Here is a 21,691-nt window from a genome sequence, read left to right as displayed (position 1 = left end):
CGGTGCAGCGCCCCTGTGCGGAACACGCCGTAAATCCATCCATGGAGGCTTCGCGGCGCCATCCATGGCGCCGAGAGTTCCGCACAGGGGTGCATGACACCTCCTGAGCGGCGGTAGACTTGGGAGTTCCGATCCTCCGAGGACTGGCCCTGCCATGCGTTTTCCCCTGATCCGATCCCGCCTGACCCCCCTGATGGCGTTGCCCCTGTTCGCCCTGCTCGCCGTGGGCTGCCAGCGCGAGCCAACCCCGGAGACCGCCACTCCGGCGCCACGACCGGAGGCCGCCGTGACCACCATCGACCGCGACGAGCATTCCTACGCCGAGCCGCACAAGGTGGTGATTGAAGACCTGGCGCTGGATCTGGCGCTGGATTTCGACACCCGCACCCTCGCCGGTACCGCCAGCTACACCTTGGAATGGAAGGACGGTGAGGCGACCGAGCTGCTGCTCGACACCCGCGATCTGACCATTGAGCAGGTGGAAGGCGAGGCGGGCAGCGGCTGGCAGCCGCTCGAATTCACCCTGGACGACGAGGATCCGGTGTTCGGCAGCCGGCTCATCGTGCAGACCCCGGAGCGCCCGGAACGGGTCCGCGTGACCTACCGCACGGCCCCGGAAGCCTCCGGCCTGCAGTGGCTGGAGCCGTCCATGACCGAGGGCGGCGAGCTGCCCTTCATGTTCAGCCAGTCGCAGGCCATCCACGCCCGCAGCTGGGTGCCGCTGCAGGACACGCCCAGCGTGCGTTACACCTACAGCGCGCGCATCACCACCCGCCCGGACGTGATGGTGCTGATGAGCGCCGACAACGATCCGGACGCCGGGCGCGACGGTGAATACCACTTCACCATGCCGCAGAAGATCCCGTCCTACCTGATGGCGATTGCCGCCGGCGACCTGGTGTTCAAGCCGATCTCCGAACGTGTCGGCGTGTGGGCCGAGCCGGCCACGGTGGACGCGGCGGTGGCCGAGTTCGAAGACACCGAAAAGATGGTCCAGACCGCGGAATCGCTGTACGGCGACTACCGCTGGGGCCGCTACGATCTGCTGATCCTGCCGCCGTCCTTCCCTTACGGAGGTATGGAAAACCCGCGCCTGTCGTTCATCACCCCGACGGTGATCGTGGGCGACAAGTCGCTGGTGTCGCTGATTGCGCATGAGCTGGCCCACAGCTGGTCGGGCAACCTGGTGACCAACGCCAGCTGGAAGGACATGTGGCTCAACGAGGGTTTCACCTCGTACGTGGAGAACCGCATCGTCGAGGAGATCTACGGCAAAGAGTTCGCCGACATGGAGTGGGTGATCTCGCGCCGCGGACTGGAACAGGAGATCGAGGGCGTGCGCCCCGGTCTGCAGGTGCTGGCCGTGCAGCCGGACGATGCCGCAGACCCGGAGGACACCTTCAGCTCGGTGGCCTATGACAAGGGCGCGTGGTTCCTGCAGTTCCTGGAGGAGCGCTTCGGCCGCGAGACCCTGGACGCCTTCCTGCGCCAGTACTTCGACCACTTCGCGTTCCAGAGCATGACCACCCCCCAGTTCGTGGAGTACCTCAAGGCGGAGCTGGTATCGCAGAACCCGACCGCGGTCAGTGAGACAGAACTTAACGAATGGCTGTACCAGCCGGGCATTCCGATGTCGGCGCCGCAGGTGCTGTCGCCGCGCCTGGGCCTGGTGGATTCCGCACGCTTGGCATGGCGCGGCAGCGACCAGCTGCCGCCGCCGCAGCTGACCCTGGAGTGGAGCACCCAGGAATGGATCCACTTTCTGGAAGGCATGCCGGACACGCTGAGCCTGGAGCAGATGGCGCAGCTCGATACCGCCTACATGTTCAGCGACACCCCCAACGGCGAGATCGCCATGCGCTGGTTCCCGCTGGCGGTGCGCAGTGGCTACGCGATTGCGCAGTCGCAAATGGAGGCGTTCCTGGAGCGCATCGGCCGGCGCAAGCTGGTGATGCCGGTGTACGAGGCGCTGGTGCAGACGCCCGAGGGCCTGGCCCTGGCAAAGGACGTGCTGGAACGCGCCCGCCCGGGCTACCACCCGATCACCACGGCTTCGGTGGAGCAGGTCATCGCCCGCGCGCAGCCGGCAGGCGATGCGGCGCCCGCACCGGTGTCGCCGGTGCTGGAAGGCTTGCAGGACGGCGTGCAAGGCGATACGGCTGACGAGGCGGTGGATCCGTCATGAGGGCGGGCGCACGTCTTGCCCTGATGCTGGCAGCCGCGGTGGCGTTGGCCGCCTGTGGCGATCCCGAGGCCGAAGCGCAGGCGCGCGCCGAGGCCCAGGCCGCGGTGAGCGAGCGTGAGGCCACCGAGGCAGAGGCCGGCTTCAATACGGCGGTGTCGGACGAAAACTGGGCGCTGGCCAAGGCCCACGCCGATGTGCTGCTGGCGCGCTGGCCGGACACCGAAGCCGCACAGCGCGTAGGCGGGCAGTTCGATGAGGTCAAGGACAAGGCCGACGCCATCCGCGAGGCCGACCGCACCGCGCGGCTGTGGACCTACAACGTGCAGGAAGTGAAAGGCGGACAGCAGCGCTCGGCGCAGATCCGTTCGAAGGAGCCCGCGGAGATCGGCGGCGCTCGCGGCCAGGTGCAGCTGATCTTCCGCGACCATCCGGACTGGGGCCGCAGCAGCTACCTGGTGCTGCCGGGCGGCGACTTTGCCCGCGCCTGTTACCGCGCCTGCCGGGTCACCGTGACCATCGACGATGGCGAGCCGCGGCGCATGGCCGCCAACCGTCCGGATACCGACGAGGCGATTGCGATGTTCATCGATGACAACCGCGCGCTGTGGCGGGCCATCGATGGTGCGCAGCAGCTGGTGATCGAGTTTCCGGTGCAGCCGGATGGCGCCCGCACCGCTGAATTTGAAGTGGCGGGCCTCGACCGCGCAAGGGTGCCCTGGGACTGACTGGCCGGCGAGTGCGGCCGGACTAGGCGAGCAGGCGGGTCAGCGCCCACCACAGGACCGGCAGCAGCAGTGCTGCCGCGATCAGGGCGGTGGCGCGGCTGCCGCGGCGGGCGGGCCGGAGGACAGGTTGCGCCTGGTCGCCGATCTCCACCTCCACCGGTCCATCTGGCGTTGACTGCTCCCAGTCCAGGACCAGCTCGCGTGCCTGGGTGGCGTGTGCCCCGGCCACCCACACCGTGACCATCCCGCTGGCCGGCACTTCCCCCAGCGCGCCCTGCAGGTACTCGCCGCGCACCTGGGCCGGGATGCCGGCCTGCTCCAACAGATCCCGCACCAGATACGCGTCGAACCCGTGCGCCGCCTGGTAGACCGAGATCATGCCGGCTCGCTGCGCGGGCAGGGTGCGGCCACGGGGGCGGGCGGCTGCGCGGGGATGTCCGCCGGGATCGGCAGCTCTTCCTCTGGCGGCAGCATGGTGGCCTGGCGCCAGCGGCCGAAGCGGTAGTAGGCCAGCGCCAACAGCATCGCGGCCACCGCGCTGACCGGAAAGCTCCACCAGATTGCATCAACGCCGAGCGAAGGCTGCAGCCAGTTGGCGAACGGCACGCGCACGCCCCACAGCGCCAGTCCCAGCATCAGCAGCGGCGGGATCACCGCGGCGGTGGAGCGGACCACGCCGAACAGCACATAGGTGGCACCGAAGAACAGGAACGACCAGATCCCGATGCGGTTGATCTGCCGGCCCAGCTCCAGCGATGCGCTGCCCTCGGGCAGGAACGCGGCCAGGATCCAGCGGTCGAGCAGCAGCAGCGCGGCGATCAGCGTGCCGGTGAGCAGCAGGTTGAAGCCCAGGCCGGTGCGCGCGGTGGCGTCCACCCGCCCCCACTGCCCGGCGCCCACGTTCTGCGCCGCCATCGACGAGCATGCCGCGCCGATGGCCATGGCCGGCATCTGCACATAGGTCCACAGTTGCAGCACCGCGCCATATGCGCCGGTAACGGTGGTGCCGTGCTGGTTGATCATGGTCATCATCGCGATCATCGCCAGCGAGATCACCACCATCTGTGCGCCCATCGGAACGCCCTTGAACACCAGCGTGCGCACCAGGGTCCAGTCCGGTTTGAACAGGTGCCGCTCGTGGCGGCTGATCCACAGCGGATGGCGGCGATGGCGAAGCCACAGCAGCATCGCGGTCAGGCTGACGGCGTTGGCAATCACCGTGGCCACCGCCGCGCCGGTCATGCCCAGTGCCGGCAGCGGGCCCACGCCGAACACCAACAGCGGCACCAGCACCACGTCCAGCGCCACGACCAGCATCAGGAACCGGAACGGCGTGCGCGCATCGCCGGCGCCGCGCAGCACCGCCGAAAGGAAGGTGAACATGTACAAAAATGGCACCGCCAGGAAGATCACCTTCAGGTAGCCATCCGCGTGCGGCAGGGCCTCGGCAGGCGTGCCCATCCACTGCAGCAGCTGGCGCGAGAGTGGCAGCCCGGCCAGCGCGACGACCAGCGACAGTGCAATGAAGAACGTGGCTGCGGTTCCGATTACCCGGCGTGCTTCAGCCGTATCGCGCCGCCCGCTGGCCTGCGCTACCAGGATGGTCGCCGCCATGCCGAGGCCAAACACCGCGCCCAGCAGGAAAAACAGCACGTTGTTGGCGTTGGTGATCGCCGTCAGCGCCGCCTCGCCAAGGAACCGTCCGATCCAGAATGCGTTGACCGAGCCGTTCAACGACTGCAGCACGTTGGCGCCGAGAATCGGCAGTGCGAACAGCAGCAGGGTGCGGCCAATCGGGCCCTCGGTCAGGTCGCGAGTGCGGACCGGAGGGCGGGGCGGACTCACCCCAGTTCGTACCCGAACTGCTCGCGGAACTGCGCCGCGAATTCTTCGTAGCTGAAGCGCTGGTTCTGGGTGCCGTGGTGCTCCACCTTCAGCGCGCCCATCAGGTTGCCCATCCGGCCGATGGTTTCCCAGTCGTGGCCGCGGATGATCCCGTGGATCAGGCCGGCGCGGAAGGCGTCACCGCAGCCGGTCGGGTCGGTCACCTTGCGTTCGCGCGCCGGAGGGGCTTCGTAGGTCTTGCCGTCGGCGCGGATGCAGGCACCCTTGGGGCCGCGGGTAGCCACGTAGGCCTTCACCCGGCTGGCAATCTGCTCTTCGTTCAGCCCGGTGCGTTCCTGCAGCAGGTTGGACTCGTAGTCATTGACGGCGATGTAGTCCGCCAGGTCGATGAACTCGCGCAGCTCTTCGCCGTTGAACAGCGGCATGGCCTGGCCCGGGTCGAAGATGAACGGAATCCCGGCCTCGGCGAATTCGCGCGCGTTCTGCAGCATGCCTTCGCGCCCGTCCGGGCTGACGATGCCGAATTCCACCCCGCGCACGTGCTTCACATGGTTCTCGTGGCTGCGCATCATTGCGCCCGGGTGGAAGGCGGTGATCTGGTTGTTGTCCAGGTCGGTGGTAATGAAGGCCTGGGGCGTGAACATGCCCTCCAGCACCTTCACCTGGTCCAGGCGGATCGCGTTGTCGTCAAACCACTGCCGGTACGGCGCGAAATCCACGCCCACGGTCGCCATCGGCACCGGCTCGCCGCCCAGCATCTTCAGGTTGTAGGCGATGTTGCCGGCACAGCCCCCGAACTCGCGCCGCATCTGCGGCACGTTGAATGAAACGTTCAGGATATGGACCTTGTCCGGCAGGATGTGGTTCTTGAACTGGTCCGGGAACACCATGATGGTGTCGTAGGCAAGGGAACCGCAGATCAGGACCGACATCGCGAAAGGCTCTTGAGTGCACAAAGGGCGCTAGATTAACGGTCCGGCTGCGCGGAGGCCAGTCGGGAAGGCGGCCGCCGGGCCCGGGACGGTTGGCAAAAGCGCCTGGAAATCGCGCCGGGGCGGGGCCTGGAGACCGGATTCGTGATAGTCGGATAACCTCGCGGGGTCGCGATTTTGTTACGCTTGTCCGCCCCTCCGGCCCCCGCCGATCCCCCTATTGTTTTTCCGCGTACCGCGCCCCGGCGCGTGCGCCCTGCACGGACCCTACGCCCGATGTTCAAGAAGTTCCGCGGCATGTTCTCCAACGACCTGTCCATTGACCTGGGCACGGCCAACACCCTCATTTTCGTCCGCGGCCAGGGCATCGTGCTCAACGAGCCGTCCGTGGTCGCAGTCCGCCAGGGCAGCGGCGGCCAGAAGACCGTCGCCGCGGTCGGCGCGGAAGCCAAGCAGATGCTTGGCCGCACCCCGGGCAACATCACCACCCACCGGCCGATGAAGGACGGGGTGATCGCTGACTTCACCTACACCGAGGAAATGCTCAAGCATTTCATCCGCAAGGTGCACAAGAGCCGTTTCCTCCGGCCCAGCCCGCGGGTGCTGATCTGCGTGCCGGCCGGCTCCACCCAGGTGGAAAAGCGCGCGATCAAGGATTCGGCCCTGGAGGCCGGTGCCCGCGACGTTTCGCTGATCGAAGAGCCCATGGCCGCCGCGATCGGCGCCGGGATGCCGGTGACCGAGGCCCGCGGCTCGATGGTGGTGGACGTTGGCGGCGGCACCACCGAGGTCGCAGTGATCGCACTTAACGGCGTGGTGTATTCGCAGTCGGCCAGGGTGGGTGGCGACCGTTTCGACGAGTCGATCATCAACTACGTGCGCCGCAACCACGGCATGCTGATTGGCGATGCCACCGCGGAGCGGATCAAGCTGGAAATCGGCTGCGCCTGCCCGCAGGAGGAGAACCTCGAAACCGAGATCTCCGGCCGCCACCTGGCCGAGGGCGTGCCGAAGGTGATCACCATCAAGGCCAGCGAGGTGCTGGACGCGCTGCGCGAGCCGCTGGCCGGCATCGTCGAGGCCGTGCGCCAGGCGTTGGAGCAGACCCCGCCGGAGCTGAGCGCCGACGTGGCCGAGCGCGGCATCGTGCTCACCGGTGGCGGCGCCCTGCTGAAGGACCTGGACAAGCTGCTGAGCCAGGAAACCGGGTTGCACGTGCAGGTCGCCGAGGACCCGCTGACCTGCGTGGCTCGCGGTGGCGGACGCGCGCTGGAACTGCTGGACATGCACGGCAACGAGTTTTTCTCTTCCGACTGAGTCCGGTGCGGGCGTACCTGCCGTCAGGGGGCGGCAGGGCAGGCGCCGGCCGCGGCGTTGCGCCGGTCGTGAGATAGTTGCCCGCTGTCGCGGGCCACAGTGCCGCGGCACTGACCCCTTGATCCCCTTTTTGTGAACCGACGGCTTCAGCGTGCCTTCTCTCGCCAGTTCCGCCGCTCCCCGGCCCGGTGATGTCTCCGGCACGCTGCGCCTGTTGGCCTTCCTGGCGGTGTCGGTGGCGCTGATCGTGGCCGATCACCGCGGGGGCTGGCTGGACCAGGTCCGCGCCCACGCCAGCGTGGCCATGCAGCCGGTGTGGTGGCTGGCCGGACTGCCGTCGCGGCTGGGCCGCAGCGTGCGCGAAGACGCGGTGACCCGCGCCCTGCTGAGTGAGGACAACCACCGCCTGCGCAACGAGCTGCTGGTGGTCAACGCCAGACTGGCCAGGATCCAGGCGGCGGCTGCGGAGAACGTGCGGCTGCGGGAACTGCTGGGGGCCGCTGGCAGCGGCGGGCTGGACGTGCAGCTGGCCCCGATCCTGAACATTGATCTTGACCCGACCCGGCAACGGCTGATGCTGCGGGCCGGAACCCGCGACGGCGTGCGCGAGGGCCAGACCGTGATCGACGCTGGCGGTGTGGTGGGGCAGGTCATCCAGACCACCCCGTCCACCGCGACGGTCCTGCTGGCGACCGACGTGGACCATGCCGTGCCCGTGCTGGTGGCGCGCACCGGCGTGCGCCTGCTGGCGTACGGGCAGGGCCGCAGTGATCTGTTGCGGCTGCCGAACGTGCCGCTGTCCAGCGATGTTGAAGTGGGCGATGAGCTGGTCACCTCGGGCATGGGCGGGCGCTTCCCGGCCGGCTTCCCGGTCGGCACGATCACCTCGCTGGCTCCTGATGACAGCCGCGCGTTCCTGGTCGGCGAAGTTCAGCCTGCAGCGCAGATCGACCGCGGTCGCGACGTGCTGCTGCTGCGCGAAGTCGAACTTCCGCCGGCCGCGGATCCCCGGAGCGTGGACGACATGGAAGCGGCCGATGCGGCCGGCGGCGACGCCGGAGAGCCCGGTACGCCAGCGACCACGACTGGATCCGGCGACGCCTCCGGCGCCGCGGACACGGAGACGACGCGGTGAAGCGCAGGCCGAGTTCCTGGGTATTGCCGGTCAGCGTGGTGCTGGCCCTGCTGCTGGGGCTGGTGCCCCTGCCGGACGGGCTGCAGCCGCTGCGGCCGTACTGGCTGGCCCTGGTGGTGGCCTACTGGGTGCTTGAAGACAACGAGCGCGTGGGCCTTGGCTTCGCGTTTTCCATGGGGCTGATCGCCGACCTGGCTTTCGGCAGCATTCTCGGCGAGCAGGCGCTGCGGCTGACGGTGATGGCATTCATCCTGCAGCGCTTTCGCAGCCAGCTGCGCTTCTTCCCGTTGGCCCAGCAGGCATTGGCCATCGGCGGCCTGTTGCTGAACGACCGGGTGGTGAGCGCGGCCGTGCACCTGGCGCTGGGCGTGGCCCAGCTGCCCTGGATGTACTGGCTGGCGCCTGCGCTGGGCCTGTTGCTGTGGGTGCCGCTGTGCCTGGTGATGGACGCGCTGCGGTTCCGGCCGCGGACGCGGTAGGCCATGGTGTTCCGGAGCAGGGAAAAATTGCGCAATGCCGCTGCCGAGGCGGCGCAGTTCCGGATTCGCGCGCTCATCGGCTTCATCGGCGTAGCGCTGGTGCTGGCGGTGCTGGCCGGCTGGTATTTTCGCCTGCAGGTGGTGCAGTACAGCGAATTCGCCCGCCAGTCGGAGGCCAATCGCATCACCCCCAGGCCGGTGGTGCCCGGGCGCGGGCTGATCTACGACCGCCAGGGCCGGGTGCTGGCCGACAATGTGCCTGCGTACCGGCTGGACGTGACTCCGGAGGACGCAGCCGGCACGGACGACCTGATCGTCGGGCTGTCGCAGATCTTCGCGCTGGAGCCGGATGATGTGGAGCGCTTTCGCGCCCAGCGCCGGGCGCGCCGGGGGTTTCACCCGCTCACCCTGAAAATGCGCGTGAGCGAGGAAGAGGCGGCCCGGTTCGCGGTGGATCGCTGGCGGTTCCCGGGCGTCGACGTGGTGCCCTATCTCAATCGCCGCTACCCGCACGGCGCGCTGTTCGCCCACGTGGTCGGCTACGTGGGGCGCACCGACGAGAGTGATGTGGAGCGCTATGGCAGCTCCCACCTGCTGTATCCGTACACCGGCCGGACCGGCATCGAGCGCTCGTTCGATGAGGCGCTGCGCGGGCAGGTGGGCTATGAGCGGGTGGAGACCAACGTGGAAGGGCGCGCGCTGCGCACTCTGGGTCGATTGCCGGCCGAAGCCGGTGCCGATCTGCGCCTGAGTGTGGATGTGGACCTGCAGCGGGCGATGGTGGAGGCCTTCGGTGAGCTGCATGGCTCGGCGGTTGCGGTGGAGCCGGCCACTGGCGAGGTGCTGGGCATGGTCAGCCTGCCCAGCTTCGACGCGAACCTGTTCGTCAACGGAATTTCCCACGCCGACTACCGCCAGCTGATGGATGATCCGGCACGGCCGCTGTTCAACCGCAACGTGCTTGGCGGCGGACCGCCGGGCTCCACCATCAAGCCGTTCGTGGCCTTGGCCGGTGTGGACAGCGGGTTGCGCACCCCGGAAACGCGGGTGTTTTCCACCGGCGAGTTCTTCATCCCCGGCCAGAGCCGTGGCTATCGCGATGCGGGGCGCGGTGGGGGCTGGGTGGATCTGCGCGATTCGCTCTCGCGCTCGATCAACTACTACTACTACCAGCTGGCCTACGAGATGGGGATCGACCGCTTCGCCAGCTTCATGCAGCGCTACGGCTTTGGTGAACCCACCGGGATCGAGCTGGTGGGAGAGAACGCCGGCGTGGTGCCTTCCCGGGAGTGGAAGGCCGGGCACAGCAGCGAGCCCTGGTATCCGGGCGAGACCGTGATCGCCGGTATCGGCCAGGGCTACTGGATCGCCACCGCGCTGCAGCTGGCGCGTGGCACTGCGGCCATCGCCAACGGCGGCGATCTGCATCCGCTGAGCCTGCTGGCCGCGCGCCGCGATGGCTATGACCGGCCATGGTCCGAGCCTGCCCGACGCCCAGCCCCGGGCATCACCGATCGGCCCGCGCATCTGCGGGCGGTGCAGGAAGGCATGGAAAACACCATCCACGGGCGTGGCACGGCGACGGCCATGGCCCGTGGCGCTGAATATCGGATGGCCGGCAAGACCGGCACCGCCCAGCGCGTGGGCCGGCGCGGCAATGCCGGCGTGGATCCGCGCAGCCTGCCCTATCACCTGCGTCACCAGGCGCTCTTCCTGGGCTATGCGCCGGCCGACAATCCGACCATTGCGGTTGCGGTGATCGTTGAACACGGCGGTTACGGCGGGGTCACCGCCGCCCCGATCGCCCGCCAGATCTTCGACGCCTGGCTGGTGGAGGAAAGCGTGCCGGAAGACGGCGCGCCTGTCGATGCGGGCGCGCAGCCATGAGGGTGATCGTGCACTGGCTGCTGGACCTGTGGCTGCGTTTCACCCGCACCATCGACTGGCCGCTGCTGGGCGCGCTGGCCGCCCTGATGGTGATCGGTCTGGCAGTGCTGCACAGCGCCAGCGGCCAGGATTCACGGATGGTCACCGCCCAGGCGCTGCGATATGGCGCCGGGCTGGGGGCCATGTGGGCGTTGTCGCGGCTGACTCCGCTGCGGCTGCGGGCGGTCGCACCGCTGGCCTATGGATTGTCGCTGGTGCCACTGGTGCTGGTGCTGTTCATCGGCACGGGGCGTCACGGCCAGCACTGGATCAACCTGGGGCTGTTCTACTTCCAGCCTGCCGAGCTGATGAAGCTGAGCCTGCCGATGATGGCGGCCTGGTACATGAACCAGGTAGGTCCGCCGCCGCGGCCGTGGGCGGTGCTGGTGTGCCTGGCGATCATCGGCCTGCCGACCGGGCTGATCATGCTGCAGCCGGACCTGGGTACGGCCGTGCTGGTGGCGGTGAGCGGACTGTTCGTGCTGTATCTGGCAGGACTGTCGTGGTGGTGGTTCGCGGCGGTGGCGGGCGCGGTGGCGGCAGTTGCCCCGATGGCGTGGCTCTGGCTGCTGCAGCCTTACCAGAAGGACCGTCTGCTCACGTTCCTGGATCCTGAGCGCGACCCGCTTGGCGCCGGTTGGAACATCATCCAGTCAAAGATCGCCATCGGCTCGGGCGGCATGGCCGGGCAGGGCTGGGGTGAAGGCACCCAGTCGCACCTGGATTTCGTGCCCGAGCACACCACCGACTTCATTTTCGCCGTGCTCGCCGAGGAGTTCGGGTGGATCGGGGTGGTGGTGACCCTGTCGCTTTATCTGTTCGTGATCGGGCGCTGCCTGTGGATCGCCAGCGAGGCTCGAGAGGGCTATTCGCGCCTGCTGGCGGGCTCCCTGGGACTGGCGATGTTCGTCTATGTCCTGGTCAACGGCGGCATGGTGTCGGGCTTGCTGCCGGTGGTGGGCGTGCCGATGCCGCTGCTCAGCTACGGCGGTACGGCGGCGGTGTCGCTGCTGGCCGGCATGGGCGTGGTGATGTCGATCGGCAGGCACCGGCCGGCGCGTGGCTGACCGGGGCTGAACGGTGGACCGCAGGGGCGTGCACCCTCGCCCCGGCATGCTAACCTCGCCACCGATGAATCCGCGCACTGTTCTCCGCCTGGCCCCGTGCCTGATCGTGCTCGCATTCGCCGCCTGTGCGACGGATGCGCCTGCCCCTCTTCCACCGCCTGCCGCAGAGGCCCGGGAACCGGTGCCTGAGCCGTTGCCGGAACCCATCGTGGAGCCGGCCGAGCCACAGCTGCTGGCCCCGGTGCCGCCGCCACCGGAGCAGCGCCCCGAGGCGCCGACCGGGGTGACCGATCCTTCCATTCCGCGCCAGCAGCGGGTGGACAACTTCATTGATTACGCGGTGCGCACCCACGGCGCGGATGCCGCACGGGTGCGCACGGTGCTGGCCCAGGCGCAGGTACGCCAGAGCATCCTGGATGCGATGTCACGGCCCGCCGAGCGGACCCGCACCTGGGCCGAATACCGGCCGATTTTCCTCAATGATGCGCGCATCCGCGGCGGCCGGAGCTTCTACGCCACCCATCGCGCGGCCCTGGACCGGGTGGCTGCCGAGTCGGGCGTGCCGGCCGAGTACATCGTGGCGATCATCGGCGTGGAGACCAGCTACGGCGGTTTCACTGGCAACCACCGCATCCTGGATGCGATCTACACCCTGGCCTTCGACCATGCCCCGCGCGCGCCGTTCTTCGCCGCCGAGCTGGGGCATCTGTTCGCGCTTGAGCGCGAGGAGCCGCAGCTGGATGTCCTGGCGCTGCGCGGCAGCTATGCGGGTGCGATGGGCCTGGGGCAGTTCATGCCTTCCAGCTATCGGCTGTGGGCCAAGGACGGTGATGGTGATGGGCACCGCAACCTGATCGACAACCTCGACGACGTGTTCGCCTCGATCGCGAACTATTTCGTGGTCCACGGCTGGGAGCGCGACGCGCCGGTGGTAGCGCGGGCGACGCGCGCTCCGGGCGCCGATGAATTCAAGCCCGACAACTTGGAGCCGGTGTACCCGCTGGCGATGCTGGCCGAGCGTGGCTATGAACCGCGCCCGGGCGAGCCGCTGGCCGAGGGCGCCACGCTGCTGTCGTTTGAAGGCAGTGCCGGGCCGGAATACTGGCTGGGCTACAGGAATTTCTTCGTGATCACCCGCTACAACCGCTCGCCGATGTACGCCATGGCGGTGCATCAGCTGGCGCAGGAAATTGCTGCAGGGTCGGGTGGCGCCGGGCGATGAGGCGGATTGCGGCTGCCGCTGTCGCGCTTGCACTGGCCGCCTGCAGCGGGGCGCCGAAGAAGCCGCAGCCACCTCCGGCCGGGGATGGCGTGGGTGAACCCGCAGCCGGCAGCACGGATGGCAGCCAGCCGCCGCGTCGCTCGCCATATCCTGCCGCGCAGGAAGATCTTTCCAAGCGCGGTGACTACGTTTCCGGCGGTCTGTATGCGCCGCACATCCGCGATACCGCGCCGGACTACATCCCCGATGTAGACGCCATTCCCGAGCCCGAGGTCGTTGACGAGCCCCGCTCGCGCTACGGCAACCGCTCGCCCTATACCGTGCTGGGCAAGCGTTACACGGTGCAGGATGAGCCGGCCGGGTTCGCCGAGCAGGGCATTGCCTCCTACTACGGCAACAAGTTCCACGGCCGCCGGACCTCCAACATGGAGGTGTATGACATGTACGCCTTTACCGCCGCGCACAAATCACTGCCGCTGCCGAGCTTTGCCCGGGTGACCAACCTGGACAACGGTCGTTCGGTGGTGGTGCGGGTGAATGATCGCGGACCCTTCCATGAGGGGCGCGTGGTCGATCTGAGCTGGGCGGCGGCGGTCAAGCTGGACATGCACCGCCAGGGCACGGGCCAGGTGGAGGTGCGTGCGCTCAGCCCGGGGGAAGATGCGCGCCATGTGCACGGCGCAGTGGCGGCGGCTTCGCCTTCCGCGCAGCCCCCGGCCGCGGTGGAGCCGGCAGCACCCAGCGCAATTGATGTACTGGTGGATGCGCTCCCGGTGGCCACGGTTGAGGCCAGCGTGCTTCAGCCAGCAACCGCCTCCGTGTCGGCCGCCCCGGCTGTGGCTGCACCCGCCGTCGCTGCGGCGGTTCCGGAAATCGCCGAGGGGGCGGACCCCGCATACGCCCACGAGCGCCGCTTCAACATGATGCAGGGCGGACGGGTGATGACCGCCGATGATTTCGATGCCTGGCTGGAGGAGCGGCAGATTGATCTGCGCGCAGTGGCCGCGGTGGCTGCAGCCGACACCTCGCCCGCCGTGGCCGCACCTGTGCAGACGGCGGGGGCTGCTGGGCAACCCGAGCCGGCCCCGCCTGCAATGGACGACGGCGTGACCCTCCAGGTGGCCGCCTTTGGTGCCCGGGCCAATGCCGAGCGCGCGCTGGATACCCTGCTGGGTGCCGGCATTGCCGGAGCCCGACTGGTGGATGGTTCCAGTGGCGGCCGGGCAATGTGGCGGTTGCACGTGGGCCCGGTCACCGCGGCCCTGGTGCCGGAACTCAGCGCCCGCTTCAGTGGTCTTGGGTTCGGGCAGCCCCAGGTGGTTCGGGATTAAACTTGTCCTGAGCGTCCGCTTGTCCTTTCCCCAGATTTTCCAGTCCGAATGTCCGCCGCGTCCCGGTGTGGCGTCCAAGGAGCCAGCCCGTTGATGAAGTCCCGATTCGCCCGCCTCGCCGCCACCGCCATGGTGGCCCTGTCCGTGTCCGCAATCGGACTGGCGCTGGCGCAGAGTCCGCAGCCCCAGCCCGCTCCGGCGCCGGCCATGCCGGAGGTGGCCACCCCGCCCCCGCCGTCGATCACCGGGACCGCCTGGGTGCTGATGGACCATGAGACCGGGCAGATCCTGGCCGGCGAGAACTACGACGAGCGGCTCGAGCCGGCCAGCATCACCAAGGTGATGACCAGCTACGTGATCGCCTCGGAGCTGGCGGCAGGACGCATCTCCGAAGACGACCAGGTGATGATGACCGAGAACGCCTGGCGCAAGGGCGGCGCCGCCACCGGCGGCAGCTTCAGCGGTTTCGAGGTCAATCAGACCGCACGTCTGCTGGACATGGAGATCGGCATGGCGGTGCAGTCGGGCAACGACGCATCGATCGCCCTGGCCGAGCACGTGGCCGGCACCGAGGAGGCCTTTGCTTCGCTGATGAATGCACATGCGCAGCGGCTGGGCATGACCGGCAGCCACTTCGTCAACTCCCACGGCCTGAGCGAGGAAAACCACTATTCCACCGCGCGCGACCTGGCCGTGCTGGGCCGGGCGGTCATCGGCGAATATCCCGAAATCTACGCGCACAACAAGATCCGCGAGTTCACCGTCGGGCCGATCACCCAGCGCAACCGCAACGTGTTGCTGTGGCGCGATGACAGCGTGGACGGGATCAAGACCGGCCACCATTCCGGCGCCGGCTACTGCCTGATGGCTTCGGCCCAGCGCGGCGACCAGCGCCTGATTTCGGTTGTCCTGGGCTCGACCAGCGAGAACCAGCGCGCCAATGATTCGATGGCCCTGCTCAACTGGGGCTTCCGCTTCTTCGAGACCCACCGCCTGTACGACGCCGGCGAAGCGCTGACCACCCAGAAGGTGTGGAAGGGTCGCGCCAACGAGGTGCGCCTTGGCCTGGCGGAGCCGCTGCTGGTGAGCACCGGGCGTGGCAAGTACGACCAGCTGCAGCCGTCGATGGACGTGCCGCAGACCCTCGTGGCCCCGGTCGAGGAAGGCCAGGTAATGGGCAAGGTGCGGGTGGAGCTGGATGGCGAAGTGGTCGCCGAGCGGGAGCTGGTGGCGCTGGAAACGGTGGAGCGCGCCGGATTCTTCAAGCGCCTGTGGCACGAGTTCCTGATGTGGTGGCAATCCGACTGAGCGCCCGGCCGGCACGCCGGCAGCTTGACGCGGTGCCTGCCGGTGGCATTATCCTGAGCAAGGATGGCCTCGGGCCAGGGAGCACACCATGCATGGAGCATCTGGTGCGGCGGCGCAGCTTGCCGCGCTTGTCGGTGTTGACGACGCCAACCGGTTGTACCGGTTGGAGCTTGCGGACGCCGACACACCGCTGATTGTCGAACGCTGGGCCGGCCATGAGCAGCTGGCCGGCGAGTTCCAGTGGACGGTGGACGTGCTGTCCACCCGGGCGGACCTGCCACTCGATGACTGGCTGGGCCAGCCGGCCACACTGCATACCCGTCTGGCGGATGGAGGCACTGCGGGCCGCAGCGGCCTGGTGCGCGAGGCTGCCTGCCTGGGCGCTGATGGTGGTCTGGCGCGCTATCGGCTGACCCTGGTGCCATGGACCTGGTTGATGACTCAAGGACTGCATAGCCGGGTATTCCAGAACCGCAGCGTGATCAAAATCGCAGAGACGGTGTTCGCCGACTATGCCCCGCTGTCGGCCTGGCAGATGGATGAAAATGTCGGTCCGTTCCTGGCCCAGTCGCGGATCCGCAGCTATTGCGTGCAGTACCGCGAAACCGATGCCGCGTTCATCCAGCGCCTGCTGGCCGAGGAAGGGCTGGGCTGGCGCCTGGAAGAAGACGCCGAGGCCGCGGCAGGCCATCGGCTGGTGCTGTTTGCCGACAGTGCCGGCCAACCGGAAGACATCACCTCGGCCAGCGATGGCGGACTGCGCTATCACCGCAGCGACGGCACCGAGCGGCGCGACAGCGTGCAGGGGATCGGGCTGCAGCGCAGGATTGGCGCGGATCGAATGACGGTGCTGGGGGACGACTACAAAACCGTACGGTCAATTGCCGAACAGCTGCCGCTGCAGGCTTCCGGCCACGCCTTGGCCATCGAGGATTACGACCCGTCGGGCGCCTACGCGTTTGCCGATACCGGCCAGGCGGCGCGTCATGCGCGGCTGATGGCGCAGGCCGCGGAGGCCGGGCGGGAACAGTGGCTGGGCCACGGCACGGCGCGAACCCTGCGCACCGGCACCTGGTTCCGGCTGACGCAGGCTCCGGCGGCAGGGACCGGTTCGCCGCCGCCCGAGCTGCTGGTGACCCGCCTGCACCATCTGGGTGTGAACAACCTTCCGGTAGATCTGCGCGAGTCCGTGGAGGCGGAGCTGGGTGAAGCGCCTGATTGGGAAGGGAAAGCTTGCGAAGAAGTGGCGGGGCAGAACCTGCTTCCCCAGGCCAAGGCAGTGGGTTACGCCAATGCCTTTGTGGCGGTGGACCGCAGCCGCCCCTGGCGCCCGGTGCTGCATGACGGCACCGGCAAGCGCCTCAATCCACGGCCCACGGCACCGGGCTACCAGACTGCGATTGTGGTCGGGCAGGACGGGCAGTCCAGCCCTTCGGGCCATCAGGAGCTGCACAGTGACGAGCTGGGCCGGGTGCGGGTGAAATTCCACTGGCAGCAGGGCCACGCTGCCGAGGATCGTGACAGCTGCTGGCTGCGCGTGGCCCAGCGCTACGCCGGTCCCGGCGTGGGCAGCCAGTTCCTGCCGCGGATCGGCCAGGAGGTGCTGGTGGCTTTCCTTGAAGGCGATATCGACCGGCCGCTGGTGACTGGCGCCCTGTACAACGGCCGGGGGGAAGCCGGCACTGCAGCCACGCCGGGTGGCGAATCGGCGGAGCAGGACCTGTCGGCATACGCCCTGGCCGGCGACTACGCGCCCAGCGCCCAGGCCAACCTGGCCGGGGGCAACGCCCCGGCATGGCACGGAATGGGCGCGGGCGAGGAAGCGCACCGCAACGCGGGTGCCCTGTGGGGCATCCAGTCGAAGGAGTGGGGCGGCGAGGGCCACAGCCGGCTGGTATTCGACGACAGCGACGGCCAACTGCGCCTGCAGCTGGCGACCACCCAGGCGGCGAGCCAGCTCAACCTCGGGCACTTGATCCACCAGGCCGACAACTATCGGGGCAGCTTTCGTGGCGAGGGCTTCGAACTGCGTACCGATGCATGGGGTGCGGTGCGTGCCGAATCCGGTCTGTGGCTGAGCGCCTACGCCAAGCCCGGTGACACGCCCGCCGGCGATGCCGTGGGCCCGGCCGCGCTGCTGACCCAGCTGCGTAGCCTGGGAGAAGTGTTTTCCAAGGCGGCCACCACCCATCAGACCGTGAAGCTGGCCGCACACGAAGGCGCGGAAAGTGCCGGTTCATCCAGGCTGGTGGATGCCCAGGCCCCCTTGGAAGCCCTGCTTGCCAGTGCCCGGGCCACAGTGCCGGAGGCAGCCTGGGAAGACGCCCAGGCTGCGGTCGAAGAACGCAGCGCCGCGGCCGGGGAAGATCGCGTGCCCCACACCGGCGACGCCCTGCTGGGCCTGGCCGCCCCGGCTGGCATCGGCTTCGTGGCAGGCCAGAGCCTGACCTGGTCGGCGGGCGAAACGCTCACTCTTGCCAGCGGCCAGTCCAGCAACGTGGCCGTTGCTGGAAACCTGCGTCTGCACAGCGGCCAGGCCATCGGAATGCTGGCCGCAGCGGTTGAAGGCCAGACGGAAGAAACAGCCCTCAGCCTCGTGACCGGCGAAGGCGAACTCGACCTGCAATCCCAGAACAACCAGATCCGCATCCGCAGCCGCGACCAGCTCAAGGTGGTCAGCGCCAACGCCGAGGTGGACCTGGCCGCCGGCAAGGTCGTGCACCTGGCAACCAGCGGTGGCGCCAGCCTGACGATCGAAGGCGGAAACATCGTTATTGCCTGTCCGGGGGAGATCAAAGTGCATGCGGGCAAGCACAGTTTCACCGGACCAACTCAGCTGAGCAGGGAAATGAACACTTGGCCGGAAACCAGGTTCGATCAGGGGCATGTCATCCGCTATGAGCATTCGGGCGAGCCAATTCGTAACTGGCCTGTCGAGGTCGTGCGCGCGGATGGCGCGCGTATCCGGCTCATGACTGATGGCGAAGGGCGCCTGCCCGTGCAGAAAGGCCAAGCGCTTGAAAGGCTGCAAGTCAGGGTGCTGCGCAAGAGCGATGGAGGTCAGGGACGATGACCGAGTGGCGGATAGTGATGGGGCAGCAAGATGAAGGGGCTACCACGGCGGCCCAGACCGTAATGAGTCCCGCCTCCACCGCCCAGGAAATGGTGGTCTTGGCAGATCCCAGGCCTGTGATTCCGGTGGTGTTCCTCCCCGGGATCATGGGCACGAACTTACGCAACAAGTACACCGGAAAGCGTGTCTGGCGGCCGTTGAATAAAGACTCTTTCACCTACGGTTCCGGCAACTGGAAGGAGGTGGGCTGGGCGAAGGATTTTTTCCTAGCTACGGCGGCGGAACGTCGCCGATGGCTGGATCCTGAGACTACAGAAGTAGACCCAAGGGGGAAGGTCTACTACCGCGTAGACATGGAAAACATGCCCGGAAAGCTGGAGGAAAAGCGGAGGCTCCGTCTGAGACTCCCGAATCTTCGGGACTTCACGCTCTTCAAGCTGGACTGGAAGCACCTAGCCATCAGCGAGAAAGAGGCCAGGCACCGTGGGTTCGGCGCGTTGATGCAGTCTGCCTACCAGCCGGTAATGGTGAATCTGGAGACGGTGCTCAATCGCATGGTCCAGGGAGGAGAAGTCTCAGAGGCGTGGACCCACGGCAACGATATGTTCGGGATGCTCACTGATCCTGCCGAATATGGCGAGAAAAAGGGCGCGGTCCGGCTCAGTGAGGTAGAGATCAGGCAGGCAGCGAATTATCGGTTCGAATTCTGGGCGGGTGGATATAACTGGATCCGTTCCAACGCTGACAGCGGCGCCGAAATCATCGAATTTATTGAAAGCGAGGTCATGGGGCATTACCGCGAAACGCTGGGCGAGTCCGAAGTTGCCAGCATGAAGGTGTTGCTGATGACGCATTCGATGGGTGGTCTGGTGGCTAGGTCCATCTCCGCTATCCACAACTATGGGCGGGTGGCCGGGAGCGTAATCGGTGCAATGCCGGCAGAAGGGGCTGCTCTGACGTACAAGATGATGCGTACCGGCGCCGACAGCATGGCTATGAAGCTGATTGCCCAAGGCAATACGGCGATCCATCTGGTTGCACAGCTGAGCAATTCCAACGGTGGTCTGGAGCTTCTCCCAACCTCCCGCTACGGAGGCGACGGAAATGGATGGTTGCGTGCACGCAGGCCGGGCGCCGGAAAAAGTAAAAATGACGATTACTTGCCGCGTGATTCGGACCCGTACGCTGAAATTTATCGCAGCCGTGAGTGGTATGGCCTTGTTCCCGAACGAAATGGCGTAGCTCTGGATATGGCTGGCACGCAGAACGCTGCGGGATACGACAGTCGTACCGGTGGGCTGGAACCGTTCGCCGGGTTCGACAGGAAAATCGATGAGGTCGAGAGGTTCCACGGTCAGATCGAAGGAAAATGTCCTTCGCCTGCCTATGTGCACGTAGGCGCTGATGGCGACAAGGACTGTCTGGCCTATGACGAAGTTGCCTGGAGTGTCGGCAGTGCCGAGCCAGTGAGCTTCGGTGGACTCTTCGTTCGCGGTCCACGATTCAAGGCCAAGTTGCACGTCACGAACAGTTTCAAAGAATACTCCTCACCTACGGTATTGGGCTTGGAGCAACAGTTCATTCCCGAGTGGATGCAGGCTTCAAGGACACAGTCCGTGGAGCATCGACGCCATGCCGCGGAGATTCTCAACGTGTTCCGTACCAACCTGAGCAACCAGCTGGGAGCTGGGTTTACCTTGGAGGCAGCCAACCGCAACGGCATCTGGGGGGACAGTCTCAATGGAAAGGTGGTTCTCGGGCTGAAGGCGAATGTGCCAGCCCAGTCTCCCGATCCTGTCTCCTATCTTCCTGACGAGCCGGGTATCCTGCTTGATGAGGTGGTCATTACGTCCTACGCGCCCCCTACGCCAACAGACGTAGTGGCCGCTACAGCAGCAAAGTCCGGAGTGGGGGACGAGACAGTTCCTTATGTCTCGGCGGCTTCACCGCTTGCGTGGACTGGGGTCGAGGCCTTCTTCGCAATTGGTGATGAGGGAGAAAGCGACGCCACGGGGAAGCGTGTCATGGACATCAAGGGGCGCCGGGTCAAAGGCTACGAGCACCAAGATGCCTATAACGATAATCGTGCAAGGTGGGCATCATTGTTCTCTCTTGTGAAGCTGGCCCAGGGTGCAGACTGGGGTTGATCATGGATGACGCTCATCATTCGCATCTGACAGGGAGTCTCCGCCGTGCATCGTTCAGTTAGAACCATCTGCCTTGGGCGTTTCCTCATGGTGGTGCCGCAGGGCGCGCGTGTCCGTGCGAGTTACATCACTGCGGGTACGCGTGTGTTCACCGATGTAGGCGTGAGTCATGAAGGCTTCGAGGCGCGCGTGGGCAAGCGGCATGCGGAACTGCAGTCCGCGTCGCATGCCGAAGGCGGTCCGATGCTCGTTGAACGGTATGCCCTAACGCCACTCCACGAGGTGCTTGTTTCCTGGGCAAGTTCAGCCAGCCGGCGCGTGTACCGGTACGAGGAGTTCCAGCATTTTCCGGATCAGCAGATCCTGTTCCGCTTTGATGGCGAGGGAACGGCCACGCAGCAGGCTAGGGCAACGGCACGCGAGGCTCAGGAGCGCTTCTCGTCATTGATGCGGGTGCGGGGCGTGGATGAGGTGCCGGAACAGACCGGTTTCTGCATCGAAAGGGGCTTCGTGACCGGAAGCAGGCTCAACCGCGAGGAAGTCGAGGCAGGAATTGAGCTGCGGGGAGCGCCCGGGACGCAGCTGGCCTTCACCAGTTTTGTGACCCGCAATCCCGAGCCGTCCCTGTTGGAGCGCTCCCGGTCAATTTCGGAGGTCAGGCCGGAGTCGGTGGGCGAGGGCAGTTTTGCGTTGCGGCGGGCGGAGCGGGCGGCAGCGGGGTTGCAGGGGGCTGAGCTGTTAATGCTGGGGAACGATGGCGGAGAGCACAGCTACGAGTTCATGTGGGAGTTCCGGGGCACGCCCGATTCTCTGGCCGCTCCTTTCCTCAAGCTTGCGTTGTCACTGGAGCCGGGCGCCGTTGGCCTCGGGAGAGACTTTGCCGACCTGAAGGCTGCCACCACTTTCTGGGATCAGCTGGTCGATTCGCTACGTTTGCGACCTGGCGCGATTTAAAAGCACGCACGCGCCAATTGACCGGACGAAGCGCGCGGGTCCGGG

General features: G+C 67.0%; 15 protein-coding genes and 1 pseudogene. 13 read left to right on the top strand and 3 right to left on the bottom strand.

The annotated features are described in order from the left end of the window. Window positions 1-154 precede the first annotated feature (154 nt). Complete coding sequence (locus ACW7G3_RS11165; protein ID WP_456982804.1) at window positions 155-2,185, top strand: M1 family metallopeptidase; 2,031 nt, start codon at window positions 155-157, stop codon at window positions 2,183-2,185. Next, the gene (locus tag ACW7G3_RS11160; RefSeq protein ID WP_456982803.1) at window positions 2,182-2,910 is read left to right on the top strand and encodes a hypothetical protein; all 729 of its coding nucleotides are present in this window, start codon (window positions 2,182-2,184) and stop codon (window positions 2,908-2,910) included. The genes ACW7G3_RS11165 and ACW7G3_RS11160 overlap by 4 nt, the downstream gene beginning before the upstream one ends. Window positions 2,911-2,932: 22 nt before the next feature. On the opposite strand, the gene ACW7G3_RS11155 is transcribed toward ACW7G3_RS11160, so the two are convergent. From ACW7G3_RS11155 to ACW7G3_RS11145, 3 genes are read right to left on the bottom strand one after another with little or no spacing between them, the layout of a single operon-like run. Next, entirely contained in the window at window positions 2,933-3,289 is a 357-nt protein-coding gene (locus ACW7G3_RS11155) for a putative signal transducing protein (protein WP_456982802.1), read from the bottom strand. Further along, a complete protein-coding gene (locus ACW7G3_RS11150; protein WP_456982801.1) occupies window positions 3,286-4,755 on the bottom strand; it encodes an MATE family efflux transporter in 1,470 nt (489 codons plus the stop codon). The genes ACW7G3_RS11155 and ACW7G3_RS11150 overlap by 4 nt, the downstream gene beginning before the upstream one ends. Continuing rightward, entirely contained in the window at window positions 4,752-5,687 is a 936-nt protein-coding gene (locus ACW7G3_RS11145; RefSeq protein WP_456982800.1) for a carbohydrate kinase family protein, read from the bottom strand. The genes ACW7G3_RS11150 and ACW7G3_RS11145 overlap by 4 nt, the downstream gene beginning before the upstream one ends. A gap of 276 nt (window positions 5,688-5,963) precedes the next feature. On the opposite strand from ACW7G3_RS11145, the gene ACW7G3_RS11140 reads away from it, so the two are divergent. The 11 genes and pseudogenes from ACW7G3_RS11140 to ACW7G3_RS11090 all read left to right on the top strand — a co-directional run bounded on the left by ACW7G3_RS11140 (window position 5,964) and on the right by ACW7G3_RS11090 (window position 21,646). Further along, window positions 5,964-7,004 carry a rod shape-determining protein gene (locus ACW7G3_RS11140; RefSeq protein ID WP_456973105.1) on the top strand — a complete coding sequence of 347 codons (1,041 nt, stop codon included), beginning with the start codon at window positions 5,964-5,966 and terminating at the stop codon, window positions 7,002-7,004. A gap of 151 nt (window positions 7,005-7,155) precedes the next feature. Next, entirely contained in the window at window positions 7,156-8,139 is a 984-nt protein-coding gene (gene mreC, locus ACW7G3_RS11135; RefSeq protein ID WP_456973106.1) for a rod shape-determining protein MreC, read from the top strand. Next, window positions 8,136-8,618: a rod shape-determining protein MreD gene (gene mreD / locus ACW7G3_RS11130; RefSeq protein WP_456973108.1), complete on the top strand. Its 483-nt coding sequence runs from the start codon at window positions 8,136-8,138 to the stop codon at window positions 8,616-8,618. The genes mreC and mreD overlap by 4 nt, the downstream gene beginning before the upstream one ends. A 3-nt stretch (window positions 8,619-8,621) precedes the next feature. Then, window positions 8,622-10,502: pseudogene (mrdA, locus tag ACW7G3_RS11125) on the top strand (penicillin-binding protein 2); the annotation flags it as partial. Beyond that, window positions 10,502-11,611, top strand: coding sequence for a rod shape-determining protein RodA (gene rodA / locus ACW7G3_RS11120; RefSeq protein ID WP_456982799.1), 1,110 nt, complete (start codon window positions 10,502-10,504; stop codon window positions 11,609-11,611). The pseudogene mrdA and the gene rodA, both read left to right, overlap by 1 nt. 64 nt (window positions 11,612-11,675) lie before the next feature. Further along, window positions 11,676-12,833 carry a lytic murein transglycosylase B gene (mltB, locus tag ACW7G3_RS11115; RefSeq protein WP_456982798.1) on the top strand — a complete coding sequence of 386 codons (1,158 nt, stop codon included), beginning with the start codon at window positions 11,676-11,678 and terminating at the stop codon, window positions 12,831-12,833. Then, window positions 12,830-14,164: a septal ring lytic transglycosylase RlpA family protein gene (locus ACW7G3_RS11110; RefSeq protein WP_456982797.1), complete on the top strand. Its 1,335-nt coding sequence runs from the start codon at window positions 12,830-12,832 to the stop codon at window positions 14,162-14,164. Before mltB ends, ACW7G3_RS11110 begins: the two co-directional genes overlap by 4 nt. 93 nt (window positions 14,165-14,257) lie before the next feature. After that, the gene (locus ACW7G3_RS11105) at window positions 14,258-15,472 is read left to right on the top strand and encodes a D-alanyl-D-alanine carboxypeptidase family protein (RefSeq protein WP_456973118.1); all 1,215 of its coding nucleotides are present in this window, start codon (window positions 14,258-14,260) and stop codon (window positions 15,470-15,472) included. Between the two features lie 88 nt (window positions 15,473-15,560). Next, window positions 15,561-18,545, top strand: coding sequence for a type VI secretion system Vgr family protein (locus ACW7G3_RS11100; protein WP_456982796.1), 2,985 nt, complete (start codon window positions 15,561-15,563; stop codon window positions 18,543-18,545). Next, window positions 18,542-20,692, top strand: coding sequence for a hypothetical protein (locus ACW7G3_RS11095; RefSeq protein WP_456982795.1), 2,151 nt, complete (start codon window positions 18,542-18,544; stop codon window positions 20,690-20,692). The genes ACW7G3_RS11100 and ACW7G3_RS11095 overlap by 4 nt, the downstream gene beginning before the upstream one ends. A gap of 45 nt (window positions 20,693-20,737) precedes the next feature. Then, window positions 20,738-21,646, top strand: coding sequence for a T6SS immunity protein Tli4 family protein (locus tag ACW7G3_RS11090; protein ID WP_456982794.1), 909 nt, complete (start codon window positions 20,738-20,740; stop codon window positions 21,644-21,646). Window positions 21,647-21,691 lie beyond the last annotated feature (45 nt).

It is taken from the genome of Luteimonas sp. A478, assembly GCF_054052025.1.
Note: the sequence above shows the minus strand (reverse complement) of the source record. Positions and strands in the feature narration are given on the sequence as shown.